The organism is Campylobacter sp. RM12642, assembly GCF_020137635.1.
In the GTDB taxonomy this organism is placed as follows: Bacteria; Campylobacterota; Campylobacteria; order Campylobacterales; family Campylobacteraceae; genus Campylobacter_E.
Genome location: NZ_JACGAT010000002.1, coordinates 19,653 through 34,926 on the forward strand (window position 1 = coordinate 19,653; position 15,274 = coordinate 34,926).

General features: G+C 29.2%; 13 protein-coding genes and 1 pseudogene. 4 read left to right on the forward strand and 10 right to left on the reverse strand.

What is annotated here, in order from left to right; translation table 11 throughout:
* Position 1: 1 nt before the first annotated feature.
* Together AVBRAN12642_RS01000 and AVBRAN12642_RS01005 are read right to left on the reverse strand one after the other, a co-directional pair.
* Positions 2 to 1,372, reverse strand: coding sequence for a dihydroorotase (locus tag AVBRAN12642_RS01000; RefSeq protein ID WP_214120167.1), 1,371 nt, complete (start codon positions 1,370 to 1,372; stop codon positions 2 to 4).
* 144 nt (positions 1,373 to 1,516) lie between these two features.
* Entirely contained in the window at positions 1,517 to 4,255 is a 2,739-nt protein-coding gene (locus AVBRAN12642_RS01005) for an FAD-binding and (Fe-S)-binding domain-containing protein (protein ID WP_239803600.1), read from the reverse strand.
* 103 nt (positions 4,256 to 4,358) lie between these two features.
* On the opposite strand from AVBRAN12642_RS01005, the gene AVBRAN12642_RS01010 reads away from it, so the two are divergent.
* Both AVBRAN12642_RS01010 and AVBRAN12642_RS01015 read left to right on the forward strand, forming a co-directional pair.
* Complete coding sequence (locus AVBRAN12642_RS01010) at positions 4,359 to 5,648, forward strand: SLC13 family permease (RefSeq protein WP_336607832.1); 1,290 nt, start codon at positions 4,359 to 4,361, stop codon at positions 5,646 to 5,648.
* A gap of 9 nt (positions 5,649 to 5,657) precedes the next feature.
* Positions 5,658 to 6,410, forward strand: coding sequence for an amidohydrolase family protein (locus AVBRAN12642_RS01015; RefSeq protein WP_214120164.1), 753 nt, complete (start codon positions 5,658 to 5,660; stop codon positions 6,408 to 6,410).
* 62 nt (positions 6,411 to 6,472) lie between these two features.
* Here AVBRAN12642_RS01015 and AVBRAN12642_RS01020 read toward each other — a convergent pair whose 3' ends face one another.
* The 8 genes and pseudogenes from AVBRAN12642_RS01020 to AVBRAN12642_RS01055 form a co-directional block, all read right to left on the reverse strand.
* Complete coding sequence (locus AVBRAN12642_RS01020) at positions 6,473 to 6,790, reverse strand: L-rhamnose mutarotase (protein ID WP_336607033.1); 318 nt, start codon at positions 6,788 to 6,790, stop codon at positions 6,473 to 6,475.
* Positions 6,791 to 6,792: 2 nt separating this feature from the next.
* Positions 6,793 to 7,527 carry an amidohydrolase family protein gene (locus AVBRAN12642_RS01025; protein WP_336607034.1) on the reverse strand — a complete coding sequence of 245 codons (735 nt, stop codon included), beginning with the start codon at positions 7,525 to 7,527 and terminating at the stop codon, positions 6,793 to 6,795.
* Positions 7,524 to 8,771 carry an L-fucose:H+ symporter permease gene (gene fucP, locus AVBRAN12642_RS01030; RefSeq protein ID WP_214149984.1) on the reverse strand — a complete coding sequence of 416 codons (1,248 nt, stop codon included), beginning with the start codon at positions 8,769 to 8,771 and terminating at the stop codon, positions 7,524 to 7,526. Before fucP ends, AVBRAN12642_RS01025 begins: the two co-directional genes overlap by 4 nt.
* Positions 8,772 to 8,780: 9 nt before the next feature.
* A complete protein-coding gene (locus AVBRAN12642_RS01035; RefSeq protein WP_336607035.1) occupies positions 8,781 to 9,569 on the reverse strand; it encodes an SDR family oxidoreductase in 789 nt (262 codons plus the stop codon).
* Between the two features lie 9 nt (positions 9,570 to 9,578).
* Positions 9,579 to 10,838 (reverse strand): MFS transporter, encoded by a 1,260-nt coding sequence (locus AVBRAN12642_RS01040; RefSeq protein WP_336607036.1) that lies wholly within the window; start codon positions 10,836 to 10,838, stop codon positions 9,579 to 9,581.
* Positions 10,839 to 10,858: 20 nt separating this feature from the next.
* Entirely contained in the window at positions 10,859 to 12,019 is a 1,161-nt protein-coding gene (locus AVBRAN12642_RS01045) for a UxaA family hydrolase (RefSeq protein WP_336607079.1), read from the reverse strand.
* 99 nt (positions 12,020 to 12,118) lie between these two features.
* Positions 12,119 to 12,376: pseudogene (locus tag AVBRAN12642_RS01050) on the reverse strand (UxaA family hydrolase); the annotation flags it as partial.
* Positions 12,373 to 13,269 (reverse strand): dihydrodipicolinate synthase family protein, encoded by an 897-nt coding sequence (locus AVBRAN12642_RS01055; RefSeq protein ID WP_336607037.1) that lies wholly within the window; start codon positions 13,267 to 13,269, stop codon positions 12,373 to 12,375. The pseudogene AVBRAN12642_RS01050 and the gene AVBRAN12642_RS01055, both read right to left, overlap by 4 nt.
* A 228-nt stretch (positions 13,270 to 13,497) precedes the next feature.
* Between AVBRAN12642_RS01055 and AVBRAN12642_RS01060 the strand changes: the two genes are divergently transcribed.
* Both AVBRAN12642_RS01060 and AVBRAN12642_RS01065 read left to right on the forward strand, forming a co-directional pair.
* Positions 13,498 to 14,361: a helix-turn-helix domain-containing protein gene (locus AVBRAN12642_RS01060; protein WP_239803594.1), complete on the forward strand. Its 864-nt coding sequence runs from the start codon at positions 13,498 to 13,500 to the stop codon at positions 14,359 to 14,361.
* A gap of 62 nt (positions 14,362 to 14,423) precedes the next feature.
* Positions 14,424 to 15,254 carry an ATP-binding protein gene (locus AVBRAN12642_RS01065; RefSeq protein WP_336607833.1) on the forward strand — a complete coding sequence of 277 codons (831 nt, stop codon included), beginning with the start codon at positions 14,424 to 14,426 and terminating at the stop codon, positions 15,252 to 15,254.
* Positions 15,255 to 15,274 lie beyond the last annotated feature (20 nt).

The window sequence follows — 15,274 nt, forward strand, 5'->3', positions numbered from 1 at the left end:
ATCAATTCTCGTTAGGATTTATAAATTTTGCATTAAATTTATATACATTTTTACCATCAAATACTTTATTACCCCTAACATAGTGTTCATTTATTTTATAAAGCATTTCATAGCCTTCATACAAACTATAATCAAGATTACTAAAACCATCTTTTGCATAATACTTATAAGTATCTTCGCTTAAAATAACAAAATCAGCATCATTTCCAGCTTTTAATTCTCCTTTATTTGGCAATTTAAACAATTTCGCTGGATTAGTTGATAGTAATTTAGAAGCTAAACTTAAATCTACATTTCTTTTTTTACATTCACTTAAAAATAAAGGTAATAACACTTCAAGACCTGCAGCTCCACTAGAATTTAAAAATATATTCTCATTACTTTTTCTATCTTTACTCCATCTTACATGGTCTGTTGAAACTACATCAACTAAGCCATTTTTTAAACATTCCCATATAGCTTCTTTGTTGGCTAAATCTCTTATTGGTGGATTGATTTTAGCAATACCATTTAATCTTCTAACCTCATCTTCTTCAGAGCAAATTAAATAATGCAAACAGCATTCAACACTAGCTTTGTAGCCATCTTTTTTATAATTATTAGCAATTTCTAAAGCTCTTTTATTAGAAGCATGAACAACATGAGCTTTTGCTCTTGCACTAGCTCCTAATTCATATATAGTATTTACAGCTATATTTTCAACCCACTCAGGGCGAGATAAATTATGTGCTTTATAGTCTGTTCTTTCTTGTTTTATTTTTTCAGTTAGATAAATAACACTTTCATGGTCTTCATTATGCACTCCTACCATTACATCATATTTTGCACATTCAAGCATAACTTCATACATTAAATATGGTGGTATTCTAGGAAATCTAACAGGGTCTGTTCCGAATAAAGATAATTTAAAGCCACAAGCACCTAATTTTATTAATTCTTCAATATTTTTTATACCATCTTCTGGATTTATGGTCGCATAAAGAGCAAAATCAACATAAGAATTTTCTAAGCCATCTTTTAATTTTTTATTAAAATTATTTGCGTTTGATATAAGTAATCCTGCATCATAAGGCATTTCTACCATTACACTAACACCACCTGCACTTGCTTGTTTGCTTGCTAGTTCAAAATCTTCATTATTTGCTTGAGAACGAGAATGCACTTGAGAATCAATAGCCGATGGAAAAATAATCTTATCTCTTAAATCAATTGCGTCTTCACTAAAACCATAAATATTTGCTAATTCTTTTATGCTCTTTTGATAATCTTTTTCTAAAAATAATTCTACTCTACTAAAGAGCTCTTCTTTAACAACTAAAACACCAATACCTATAGTATCTTTTAATACTAATTTAGAAACATAAGTTTTCATTTTACTCCTTTATTAACTTATGTTTTTAGGATACTAGATATATTGATAAAAAGATAGAAAAAAATAAAAATATTAAAGCTTGTATTACTTTTAGTAACACAAGCTTAAAGAATTTGAAAATTAATTTTCAAATTCTTTCAATGATTAATTACTGCATTCGTCTAATAAATAAGCAATATGTTGCCAAGACATATTAGTAGCATCACTAAGTCCTACTTCGCAAGTGCTAGATGAACTAAAACCTCTTTTAACATTAGTGCTTGAGTAAAATTTCTTAAAATTATTTGTAGCACTTATATTTAGCTTAGGAGTTAAAAAGCCTTTATATCCAGCAAATCCACAGCAGTATGTATCATTATCAATTACTATTTCATCAGCACATAATTTAGCTAAACTCATTATGCTATCTTCTATATGCATTTTTCTAGCAGCACACATAATATATAAGCCTATTGGCTCATTTACTTTTGTGATTTTTAATCTTGGAGCAATTACTTTGTATAAATATTCACTCAAATCATAAACTTTACCTTTATGATTTTTAACTACCTTAGCCGAACAGGCAGAATGATCAATCACAACGCTGCAATTTTGATTAGATAAATACTCATTTAATTTTGCTTCATTAGCAATTTGAATATTTTCATAATTCTCATAAGCCTTTCCACAGCATAAATCATTTGGAGCGTAGATTATTCCAATTCCTGCCTTTTTACATAGACTTTCAAATACTTCTTGAATGCTTCTTTTATCACTCATTTTTGCATTAGGCTTAAATGCTTTATTTAAACAACTTGTAAAATATATAACATTTTCTTCTTGAGTATTTGTTGAATACTTATAATCATTTGCTCTAGGCAAGTAATTTCTACTTTGTGGTAAATTAAATGTAGCTAGTAAATTATTTAATTTGTAATTATCAAATTTATTAGCAATTTTTAAAGAAGTTTTTGCTAGAGCTAAAGTAGTTTCGTGGTGATTATAAGCAAAATTACCGATAATTCTTGAAATAGCTCCTTGATTTGCTTTTCTATATTTTAAGCTAAAATCAGCAAAATTAATACCTAAAGGACATACCATAGAACAAACCCCACAAGCAGCACAGGTAGTATCTACATAAAAATTATAAAGCTTTTTCATATCTTTTAATTTTTTCTTGCTATCTTCGTCGTTTAATTCTTCTAAACTCTTCATCTCTTTAAGCACTGCAATTCTTTGTCTAGGGCTTAGGCTGATTTCATTTGATGGACAAAATCTCTCGCAAAATCCACATTCCATACATAAATTTAAAGCTTCATCAACAGGGCTTTGGTTTTTGATATTTTTCTTATAAATATCTTTATCTTTTGTAATAATTACATCAGGATTAAATATATTATCTTTATCAAGAATATCTTTTATCTTGCAGTTTATAGCATAAGCTTTTTTACCCCACTCAATCTCAACAAAAGGTGCAACCATTCTTCCTGTGCCATGCTCTGCTTTGATACTTCCACCAAAACTAGCTACTACACTTGACATTTTTTCTACTAATTTTGCAAAATTTTCAAATTCGGTTTTATCATTTAAATTAGGAGTGATGATAAAGTGAATATTTCCAGCTAATGCGTGACCAAAAATAATACCTTCAAAATTAAATTCTTTAAATAAATCTTGAATAGCACTAATACCATTTGCTAAATCTTTTATCTCAAAACACACATCTTCAGTAATAACAGTAGCTCCAACAGGTCTTTTACTAGCTGCTATTGGTAAAAGCGCTTTTCTAATCTTCCACCATAAATCATATTCGCTTTTTTCTTTAGAATAATATGATTTAAAAGTTTTGCTTGAAAGCTCTTTAATTTTAACTATATTTGCATTTAAAACTTCTTCATTATCGCTTTCAGTTTGAATTAATACACAGGTATTATTGTCTTTTATATCACTTAATAAATCTTTTAATTCATCATAACTACTAGCAGCTTTTAAACTAGCATAATCCATAATTTCAGCTGAATTTATAAAATCATATTTTGCAAATTCACTAATAGTATTTGCAGCGTCACTAATATCATTAAAAAACAATAAAGCACAGGCTTTATAAGGTAAATCATCAATAGTTTTAAGTCTTGCTTCACTAACAAAACCTAAAGTCCCTTCGCTACCTACAAATAAATGAGCTAAAATATCTATTTCATCATCATAATCAATGAAAGAATTTATAGCATAGCCTGTTGTGTTTTTGATTTTAAATTTGCGTTTAATTAATTCATATAATTCGCTATCATTTTTAATCTCTTCTTTAATAGCTCTAATTTCATTAATTAAATTAGCGTGAGTTCTTTTAAATTCTTCCACATTTGCTTTATCTTTAGTATCTAGGATAGTTCCATCATTTAATATCACTCTAATACTATTTAAAGTTTTATAAGAATTATCCTTAGTTCCACAACACATACCACTTGAGTTGTTGGCAACAATACCACCAATTAAAGCTGAATTAATCGTAGCAGGGTCTGGACCAATTTTTTTACTTAATTTAGCTAATGATAAATTAGCATTAATTCCAACAACACCACAACCTAAACTAATCTCGCTAGCATCATCATTTATAGCGATTTTTTTGAATGCAAACTTAATTACTACTAAAACACTATCCGTTGAGCTTTGACCGCTTAAGCTAGTTCCTGCTGCTCTAAAGTTTAATGGAGTTTTATATTTATTTGCTAGTCTAATTATTTCTTGTATTTCGCTCTCATTTCTTGCTATTACTACTATCTTAGGGACATATTTATAACAAGACGCATCAATTCCATAAGCAAAACATCTAAGATAGTCATTAAATATCCTATCTTTAAACATATTCTTAGCTTCATTGTAAAATAATTCATAATTATTCATACTATTTCTCCTTTTCTTTGTTAATCAAATTAATGTTATTTTACATAAATTATTTAGAATTTAAAAAAGAATTTAAAAAAATATTTTTAATTAAAGGATTAATATGCTTACAAGTTTTATTATCTTAGCCATTATTTTATCAATTCTAATTGGCTATAAAACTCGCTTAAATATAGGATTTTTTGCAATTATATTTGCCTATATTATTGGTGCGTTTTTTATGGATTTAAAGCCTAAAGAAATTATTTCTTATTGGCCTGTTTCTATATTTTTTGTTATTTTTGCGGTTTCGTTATTTTATAATTTCGCAAGTGTTAATGGGACATTAGAAAAACTAGCTGCGTTTTTGATTAAAAAATTTGAAAATTATCCATATTTTTTACCTTATGCGATATTTTTAGTATCGGCTTTAATTGCTGCAATGGGTGCTGGATTTTATAGTGTTTTAGCCTTTATGGCTCCAATTACTTTTTTACTCTGCGAAAAAACAGGTCTTGATAGGGTTGGTGGAGCTATGGCTATTAATTATGGTGCTTTAGGCGGGGCAAATTTCCCAACTTCTCAAAGTGGAATAATATTTCGCTCTCTTATGGAAAAATCAAGTATAAATCCTGATATTGCATTTTCTAATGCTTTTGTGATATTTTTATTTACTTTTATTTTGCCTATTTTTGTAATCAGTCTTTTTGTATTTAAAGCAAAAAAATCTAATATAAAAATAGAATTATTAAGCGAAAAAATTACTTTTAATGATAAACAAAAAACCACACTAATTTTAATGGCACTTATGATGGTTTTTGTATTAGCATTTCCTTTATTGCACATTGCATTTCCCAATGAAAAAACTATAACTTTTATAAATTCTAAAATAGATATAGGATTAATAGCTATTGTTTTTGTAGCTATATCATTGCTTTTAAAACTAGGAGATGAAAAGCAAGTTATAGCACTTATTCCTTGGGGAACTTTGATTATGATTTGCGGAGTTGGGATACTTGTTAGCATTGCTACTAAAGCAGGTGTGATTAATCAATTATCAGGCTTTGTAGAAAGCAATGTGCCAAAAATAATTGTCCCTATTATGATGATGATAATTGCAGCTATTATGTCGCTATTTTCTAGCACTTTAGGAGTGGTTACTCCTGCACTTTTCCCACTTGTGCCTACATTAAGCAATGCAAGTGGTTTTAGTGAAGTTGTGTTATTTACTTGCATAGTAATTGGAGCACAAGCTAGTGCTATTTCTCCATTTAGCTCTGGAGGTTCATTGGTTTTAGGAGCGATTGCAAACGAACATAAAGATAGTTTGTTTAAAGGCTTACTTGTAAGAGCAATTCCTATAGGTTTAATAGCAGCATTAATTGCTGGAATTATTGTTATGAATATTTTTTAAGGAAGAATTATGTATATAGATACTCACGCTCACATTTTTAGAGCAAATATAAGTTCGGCTAACGTAGTTAGATATGTGCCAAATTATGATGCAAGTTGCGAACAATATTTGGCTAATTTAAAGGAATTTAATTTTTCTTATGGGGTTTTAGTTCAGCCTAGTTTTTTAGGTTTTGATAATTCATATTTATTACAAGCTTTAAAAGAGCATTCTAATTTAAGGGGAATTGTGGTAATTGACCCTAATAATATTAGTGATTTAAAAGAAAAAAATGTCTGTGGATTAAGGCTTAATCTAATAGGAAAAGATAAGCCTAATTTTGATGATTATAAAGAAGCTTTAGAGTATATTAAAGAATTTAATCTTCACATAGAATTACATAAAGAATTAGATAAATTATTATTTATCATTGATGATTTAGCCAAATATAATGTAAAAATTATGATTGATCATCTTGCAAGACCTAATAAAGATACTTTTAAATTATTAGATGAGTTTAATAATTATAAAAATTTAGATATTAACTTTAAAGTAAGTGGTTTTTATAGATTAGATGAAGATTTAGCGTTTAGTAAAGATGTATTTGATAAATTAAGCGATATTTTTGATATAAAACGCTTTGTTTATGGAAGTGATTGGCCGCATACAAATTACGAAAGCAAAATAAATTATCAAAAAGCTTTAGATGATTTTTTAAAAGTTACTAATGATAAAGCTAAAATTATATTACAAGATAATGCTAAAGAACTTTTCTTTATATAAATATTTTTAATTCTTATTTAATTTAGTTAAATAAGAATTATTTTAAACTTAATATGAAAAGTCTAATCTAAATGATAAACTTCTTTCATATTAAGCCATTTTTGACCTGCATAGCCAAGTGATATTTGGCAAGGGTCTGTGCAAGCCCACCACTTACGAGTATTCTCATCTGCTGCCATTTTTGCCATATCAGCTTCGTAATCACTCCCTACATACTCAAAATAAGCGAATAAATACTCGCCAAAATTATAAATTGAATAATTACGAATATTACAAGCCTTTATCATCTCATTTACACCTTCCATAGGTTTTGCGTGAAGCCTTTCGTATTCAGCTAATTTTTCCGGAATAACTTTTATAATTTGCCCAAATCTTTGCATTTTTAAATCTCCTTTATTTTATAAATTTCTTTTGCGTTTAAATAAAAAATCTTTTCTTTTAAATCATCACTTTTAAAATGATTTTCAATTATTCTAATCCATTCATTTGGTTTTAACTCACTTACAGGATAGTTTGAGCCAAAACAAATTCTACTTTCTCCAAAAATATTAAATGCCATATCAAGTAATTTTGAATAATCCTTGCCTAAAATAAAATCATCTTGACAAGATAATTTCATATAAATATTTTCTTTTTTAGCAATTTGCCTTAAACTATCTTCGCCACTAAAATCCTTAATATTTGCAAAATGATTAAAGATAATTCCTGATTTAAATTCCTTTGCAATTTTGCTAAAATTACTTAGCTCATCTTCGTTTATACAAACTTCAAACATTAAATCATTTGCATTTACTAGATTAATAGTCTTTTTAAACTCACTGCCTAAGCAATATCCACTTGGCTTTGTATGTAAAACTTCTCTAAAACTAGCACCACCTATCGTAGCAAGGCATAAAGCAAGTAATTTTTTATGTTGAAAGCTAAGCATTTTTGCACTCTCTTGGCTAGGATTATTTGCATTTATTTCTACATAAACCCCACCTAAAAAATCACTTTTGCTAAACTCATCTAAATATTCATCAAAAGAAAAATCTCTTTGCAATCTAGTTGGGGCGTTTTGCACCCAACTAATATCATTTTTATCCCATATATGAAAATGTGTATCAATTATTTTCATGACTTTTTAGTCCATAAAAAGCTATATAATGCTACATATAAAAAGCAAGGAGCTAAAGCTAAAAATCCCGCACCTGTGCCATAACTATCATTTATTGAACCCATAATTGTAGGCATTATTGCACCACCACAAATACTCATTACTAAGATTGAGCCACCAAGTTTTACTTGATTTAATGGCAAATCCTTTGTAGCAACGGCAAAAATAGTAGGAAAACTAATGCTCATAAAGAAAAATACCAAAATTAAAGCATAAACACTAATCATTCCATCAGCAATATATAAATAAAAGCACAATGCAACATTTATTAATGAATAAAGCCCCAAAATACTCTCGCCTTTAAATTTTTTCATAAGTGGAGTTGTAACAATTCTTCCTATCATAAACGCAACAAGTGCAGCTGAGAAAAAATATGCTGATTTTTCATCGCTTAAAGCTTTTTCTCCTAAACTTGCTGTATGTTCTACTGCGTAATTTATAAAAAACGCTCCTGCTCCAACTTGAGCTGCAACATATAAAAATTGAGCTAATACACCTAAGTTAAAATGCCTATGTTTAAATACATCAATTGATTTTGAGTTGTCTTTATACTCTACTTCTTCACTTACTTCGCTACCTTCTGGAATTTTATTAAACACAAATGCAAGTAAGATTAAAAACACTACTAAAGCAATTCCTACATAAACCATTTGCACATTAAACATATTTTCAAGTAATGCTTGTTCTTTTTCTGTATCAGTTGCATTTTCGCCACTATGAGTGATTGATAAAAACAAACTTCCGCCAATAATAGGTCCAACAAATTGCCCAAAACCATTAAAGCTTTGAGCTGCATTAATTCTAAATGAAGCGTTTTTCTCATCTCCTAGCTTTGTCATATAAGGATTTGCATTAGTCTCAAGTGCTCCAAGCCCGCACGCAAGAATGAAAAATGCAAATAAAAACATAGAAAAACTAGCCATATTAGTTGCAGGAATTATTAGCAAACAACCAATCGCATAAAGTGCTAATCCTGTAATAATCCCAACCTTATAAGAAAATCTTGAAGCAATCCAGCCAGCAGGTAGTGCCATCACAAAATACGCCCCAAAATAAGCCATTTGCAAGTAGCCACTATTTTGTTGAGTAATGCCTAGATGATTTTGAAAGTTTTTATTCATAACATCAACAAGTCCATAGCTAACACCCCATAAGAAAAATAATGAAGTTACTAAAATAATTGCAATTTTTACATTTTTATTCATTTTTTCTCCTTAATTTTCCCAGTTTAATGCACGATCAAGATGCATATAACCACCATCTGGAGTTAAAATCTGCCCTGTTGTGTGAGATGCTCTTGGGCTTATTGTAAATACTGCAGTATCAGCTATCTCTTCGCAAGTTGTAAAGCGATGACCTAGTGGAATAAATTTTGCAATTTCTTGATATTGCTTTTCAGGGTCAGAGAAATTTTTAATCCATTTTTCATAAAGTGGAGTCCAAACTTCAGCAGGGCAAATACAATTTACTCTAACATTATCAGGTGCAAAAGCGCAAGCCCACTCTCTTGTCATAGCTATTTGAGCGCCCTTTGCACTTGCGTATGCTGTTGTTCTTCCTTGACCTGTGATACCTGTTTTACTTGAGATATTTAAGATACTTCCTTGCTCTTTTTTAATATGTGGAAGGCAGCATTTTGTCATTTCATAATAATGAAATAAATTGCTCTCATAACTTTTAATAAGCTCCTCTGTCGTAGCACTTTCAATATGAAGATTATCATTCATACCTGCATTATTAACAAGTGCATAAATTGAGCCATATTTAGCCACAATTTGCTCTACAACTACACTAATATCTTGCCATTTTGATAAATCTAATTGATAAAAGCCGTAATTTGGGCAAAGTGCTTTAATTTTGCTTTCAAAATCACTATCAAGCTTAGAGCGAGATATGATAACAGGAATTGCACCTTCATTAGCTAAACACATACTAATGCCACCACCAATACCTTTTCCACCACCTGTAACAACTACAACTTTTCCTTTTAATCCTAAATCCATAATTTCTCCTTATTTAATATTTTTGTAAGATTTTTTTAAATGTATTAACATAAGCACTCCTAAGAATGCGACCAAACATAAAGCAATTAAACCTGCATAAGAACTATTAAATTGACTTTCGGCATAATTTTTTAAATTAGGTGCTACAAAACCACCAAGATTGCCTAAAGCCCCAATCAATGCTATTCCTGCTGCTGCTCCTGTGCCTTTTAAGATTTGAGTTGGTAAATTCCAAAAAATAGGCTGAATCGCTATAAAACCAACAGCTGCTAAAGATATGAATAAAATAAATAAAGCTAAAGAATTTATAAATACAGATAAAAACATACTAACAACAGCTAATAACAATAATGCAATACTAAAAGAACTCCAAGCTCTTAATTTATCAGCATAACTTGTAACAATAGGTAGAGCAATTAATACAACAGCCCAAGGAATTGCACTAATAATTCCAACCTTTAATCCAACATTTGTCCCTAAAAAATGTGAAACTTGAGTAGGTAAATAAAATAAAACCCCATAAACACTAAGCTGAATTGCAAAATAAACTAAAACGAATTTCCATACAATAATTGATGATAAAGCTTTGCTAGAATTTAATTCTTCTTTATTATTTTGTTCTTTTTCAAGTTCAGCAATTAAAATTGCTTTTTCTTCTTCGCTTAACCATTTAGCATCTTCAGGTTTACTTGCAAGTTTAAAATAAGCATAAAAACCAACTAAAATAGTAATAGCACCTTGGATAATAAACATCCATTGCCAATTTTTAAACCAAATGCTAGGTGCATAATCTAATATAGCCCCTGTAATTACGCCACCAAGCATTAGTGCAAGCGGTGCTCCTAATTGATAAAACCCATAAGCTTTTGACCTATAAATAGTAGGGAAAAAATAACTAAGATATAAAATAACCCCTGGGCTAAATCCTGCTTCGCTAAGCCCTAATAAAAATCTTAGAATATAAAAACTTGTTTCATCTTTTATGTAAATCATAGCCATACATACAAGTCCCCAAGTTATCATAATTCTACTTAGCCAAATTTTTGCCCCTAATTTATGCAATAATAAATTTGATGGAATTTCAAATATCGCATAGCCTATAAAAAATATCCCTGCACCTAAAGCATATGCAGCCTTGCTAATACCAGCGTCTATTTCTATATAATCTTTTACATAAGCAATGTTTGATCTATCTAGCATTGCTAAACAAAACATTAAAAGTATTAAAGGCATTATCTTTAAATACATTTTATTAACTATTTTTTCCATAAATCCCCCTTGTTTAAGACTTAGCAAGTTGTTGCTAGTCTCCAAACGCTAAAATCATTTTGTTTATTGATTTCTGCTTTTGTTAATTTGCCTTCACTAATTTTTACGATTAGCTCTATTAATTCATCTCTAATATCTTCTTTACTCTTATTGCCATCTACGATTTCGCCTGCGTTTAAATCAATCACATCAGCCATATTTTTCGCACAAAAATTATTTGTGCTTAGCTTAATCGTTGGAGTTACAGGGCTTCCTGTTGGAGTTCCACGACCTGTAGTAAATACAACTAAATTAGCCCCACCTGCAACCATAGCACTAAGCTGCTCTATATCATTTCCTGGAGTATCCATAAATGTAAGACCTTTTTTAGTAACTGGCATTGCATAATCAATCACATCTACAACTTTGCTTGTCCCTGCTTTATAAACACAACCAAGGCTTTTTTCTTCAATAGTAGTTAGCCCACCTGCTATATTTCCTGGACTTGGATTTGCACCACGAATGTCTGAGCCACTATTTTTTACATTTTCTTCAAAGCCATAGATTTTTTCATATATCTTTTTCTCAACTTCAGCATTAATTGCACGCCTTGCTAAGATATTTTCAGCTCCTATTAGCTCGGTTGTTTCAGCTAAAATTACAGCTCCGCCATTCTCTACTACATAATCACTTAAACTTCCTAGCGATGGATTTGCACTAAGCCCACTATAAGCATCACTTCCACCGCATTCAGTACCTAGGATAATATCGCTAAAATCACCTTCACTTAATTCACATTTACTAGCATTTTCAAGCATATCTTTAACTATTTTTATGCCTTCATTTGTTGTATTTGTAATGCCGCCTAGCTCTTGAATACTAATTGCTCTTATATCTTTATAAGGAGCTAAACTTTTTGCTAATTCTTTAACAGAATTTGAACTAATAGTCTCACAACCAAGCCCAACTACAAGTGCTGCATATACATTAGGATTTGCACAATTTCCAGCCATTAGCATTCTTGTTTGCTCTGCATCAAAATCAAGCTGACTACATCCGTGCTGATGAGTTACATATACAGCTTCAGGACACGCTTTAGCAATGTTTTCTACGACCTTATTAGCACATACAACGCTAGGAATTATTAAGACCTTATTTCTTAAGCCAAACTTGCCATCTTCTCTTCTATAGCCTTTCAAAATTACTTTTTCGTGTTTTGAATCTTGTGCGTTTAGGTTTTTCTTACTTGCACTTTCTTGACTTAATCTTAAAGCATTTTCTAATTTTGAACTATCACAGCTATCTCCCCTACCACGAACGCCTTCGGTGTTGGTTGTATGAACCCACTCGCCTTTTTTTATATCAATACTAGCTGCTCCTATTACTTCGCCGTATTTAATAATAAAATCACCTTTTTTAATATCAGTTAAAGCGAATTTATGTCCGCTTTTAATATCATTTAATAAGGTAACTTCATTAAAAACTTCGCCTTTGTTTAAATCACTTATTGCAGTTGCAACATTGTCAATTTCACTAACTTTTAAAAATCTATTTTTCATAACACACTTTCTATATTTTTAACTAATTCTTTTGCATATTCGAATTTTTCATCAAGTGCTTTTAAGGTCTCTTCGCTTAGTGGGTGAATGCTTTTGTTTGCAAAAGCAAAACCACGAGCTTTCAGTAAAAGCGCAAAGCCCATAGGAAATGATAAGCTCATTCCAAATCTAATAGCAGGTAGCAAGGCTTTTTGAAGTTTGATTGCTCTTTCATAATTTTTCTCATTATATGCTTTATAAATCGCACTCATAGCGTCAGGGAAAACACATCCTGCACTTGTCATTGAACCTTTTGCACCCATCATTAAAGCTCCAAAATAATGCTCTTCACGACCCACAAATACATCAAAATCACTTGGCACAACATCTAAAATATGATTTAGCAACAAAGCATCTCCACTACTATCTTTAATACCTACAATATTTGGCAATTTGCTTAATTTTTCAATTAGATTTAAGCTCATTGCAGGTGCAAAAAGTGGAATATTGTAAATATAAAGTGGGAGTTTTACTTTTGCTTGTAAGTCTTTTACATAAGTATAAAGCGTATCATCATTAAACTTATAATAATATGGCATCATAAGTAAAAGCGCATTAGCTCCTTTTATATAAGCTTCGTTTGCAAGGTCTAAACTCTCTTTATAAATACAACTTCCTATCCCACAAATAACAGGCACTTTTTTATTTGCAGCTTTAATTGAAAGCTCTAGCATTTTTACTTTCATTTCGTATGGCATTGCTTGTGAATCTCCCGCACTACCATTACAAAATAAACCATCAAGTCCTTTTTCAATGCCCCATTCGCACATCTTTAAAAACTCAACTTCGTTAATACTTCCATCATCTTTATATGGTGTATATAAAGCTGGTAAAGTTCCTTTTAAAATTCCCATAATTTCTCCTTAATTTTGTATATACAAAAAAATTAAATTTTATTTTTTGTATTTAAGAAAGAATATGCAAAAAATGATAAAAATTATGAAAAATAAATTAAATAAAATTAATTTTTTTGAAAAAGTGTTACTTTTTGTAAATTAAAATTTATATTTTGTATATACGAAAGAATTTTTATTAAATTTTTCTTTTGTAAAATATATAAATTTTAAAACTAAAGGCGAAAAATGATATATTTACCTAATGAATTAAGTAAAATCAGCAAAAATGTTATAAGTTCTAACTATCTTAATCTTTGTTTATATGAAACTAGAAAAAATGATGATTATTATGAAGTATTATTTGATGATTATGCTCTTGTTTTTATAAACGATGGATACAAAATGATACATACTAAAAAGCAAGATTTTACAATTAATAAAAACGAGATTTTGTTTTTTACAAAAGGCTCATATTTGATAAAAGACTGCGTAGAAAATAACTATTATAATTCAATTATAATTTGTTTTAAAGAAAGTATTTTAATAGAGCTAATTTATAAATATAAAGCCCTTTTAAATAGCAATTTTACAACCGATGAGCATATTTTTAAGCTAAATTCTAATGAATTATTAAGCTCAATTTTTACATCATTTTTGCCTTGTTTTAGCTATAAAACCAATGAAGATATTTTAAAATTAAAATTTGAAGAATTATTTTTAGCCCTACTTTATAGTAAGAATAATCAAAGTTTTTTATCATTTTTAAAAACCATAATTACCAATTTTAAACTATCTTTATATCAGATATTTTCGTATTGCGAACAAGATTTTCAAAGCGTAAATGATATGGCAAAAATATCTAATATGTCCTTAACTACTTTTAGCAAAAACTTCAAACAAAGCTTTGGAATTAGCCCTAAAGAATGGCTTGATAATAAAAAATTTGAAAAGGCAAAATTCTTATTAGAATTTTCAAACAAAAACATTACAGAAATATGTTTAGAAGTAGGATTTAACTCCCCTGCTTGGTTTATTTCACGCTATAAAAAAAGATATAATAAAACCCCAAAACAATTTCAAAAATCAAAAAACTTATATTTTTTACATTAAAACTATTAGAAATAAAATTCTTTTTTCCTTATAATTTTTCAAAAATTATTTAAGGAGAAAAGATGAAAAAATATATTTTAAGTATAGCATTACTTGCTAGTATGAATGCAATGGAAGTTAAAGAAATCAATGCTTTTGCTTCGCCTGAGAGTGTTGTGGCAAATAAAGATTATGTATTTGTCTCAAATGTAGGTCAAAAAATTGAGCCTTTAAACAAGGATTTAGATGGTTATATAAATATAATCTCAAAAGCTGATGATAAAATCAATGTATTTGTAAAGAATTTAAATGCTCCAAAAGGTATGAAGATTATTAACAATACACTTTATGTTGTAGATATTGATACTTTATACGGCTTTGATATAACAAGCAAAAAAGAAGTATTTAAGCTAGAAATTAAAGGCTCGGTATTTTTAAATGCAATTGAGAGCTTAGACAATGATACTCTTTTAGTAAGTGATACTGGCACTTATACGATTTTTGAAATCAATTTAAAAGATAAAAATTATAAAACTTTTATGAATATTGACAAAAATTATGGTGGTCCTAATGGCTTATTGATTGATAAAAATTCTTTATATGTCGTAGGATATAATCCTAGTGAAAAAGATGGCGGAGCTATTTTAAAAATTGATTTAGCTAGTAAAAATGTAGAAAAACTAAGTGATAATTTAGAGCAATTTGATGGAATTGTTAAAATTAATGATGATATTTTAGTATCTAGCTGGGGTAAAGAGCTAAATGGTTATATTTATAAACTTAATCAAAATAAATTAGAAAAGCTAGATTTAAAAGCACTTAAAGGACCTGCTGATATGTTTTATGATAACTATACAAACACACTTTTAGTGCCTGAAATGGCTAATAATTCTTTATTAAAAATCAAACTATAATTAGAATTTACTATGAGAAA

Bases quoted from the DNA above. Each gene is read 5' to 3' on its own strand.
- AVBRAN12642_RS01005 (WP_239803600.1), bottom strand. From the start codon at position 4,255: ATGAATAATTATGAATTATTTTACAATGAAGCTAAGAATATGTTTAAA.
- AVBRAN12642_RS01055 (WP_336607037.1), bottom strand. From the start codon at position 13,269: ATGGGAATTTTAAAAGGAACTTTACCAGCTTTATATACACCATATAAA.
- AVBRAN12642_RS01000 (WP_214120167.1), bottom strand. From the start codon at position 1,372: ATGAAAACTTATGTTTCTAAATTAGTATTAAAAGATACTATAGGTATT.
- AVBRAN12642_RS01020 (WP_336607033.1), bottom strand. From the start codon at position 6,790: ATGCAAAGATTTGGGCAAATTATAAAAGTTATTCCGGAAAAATTAGCT.
- fucP (WP_214149984.1), bottom strand. From the start codon at position 8,771: ATGAATAAAAATGTAAAAATTGCAATTATTTTAGTAACTTCATTATTT.
- AVBRAN12642_RS01015 (WP_214120164.1), top strand. From the start codon at position 5,658: ATGTATATAGATACTCACGCTCACATTTTTAGAGCAAATATAAGTTCG.
- AVBRAN12642_RS01040 (WP_336607036.1), bottom strand. From the start codon at position 10,838: ATGGAAAAAATAGTTAATAAAATGTATTTAAAGATAATGCCTTTAATA.
- AVBRAN12642_RS01025 (WP_336607034.1), bottom strand. From the start codon at position 7,527: ATGAAAATAATTGATACACATTTTCATATATGGGATAAAAATGATATT.
- AVBRAN12642_RS01035 (WP_336607035.1), bottom strand. From the start codon at position 9,569: ATGGATTTAGGATTAAAAGGAAAAGTTGTAGTTGTTACAGGTGGTGGA.
- AVBRAN12642_RS01060 (WP_239803594.1), top strand. From the start codon at position 13,498: ATGATATATTTACCTAATGAATTAAGTAAAATCAGCAAAAATGTTATA.
- AVBRAN12642_RS01010 (WP_336607832.1), top strand. From the start codon at position 4,359: ATGCTTACAAGTTTTATTATCTTAGCCATTATTTTATCAATTCTAATT.
- AVBRAN12642_RS01065 (WP_336607833.1), top strand. From the start codon at position 14,424: ATGAAAAAATATATTTTAAGTATAGCATTACTTGCTAGTATGAATGCA.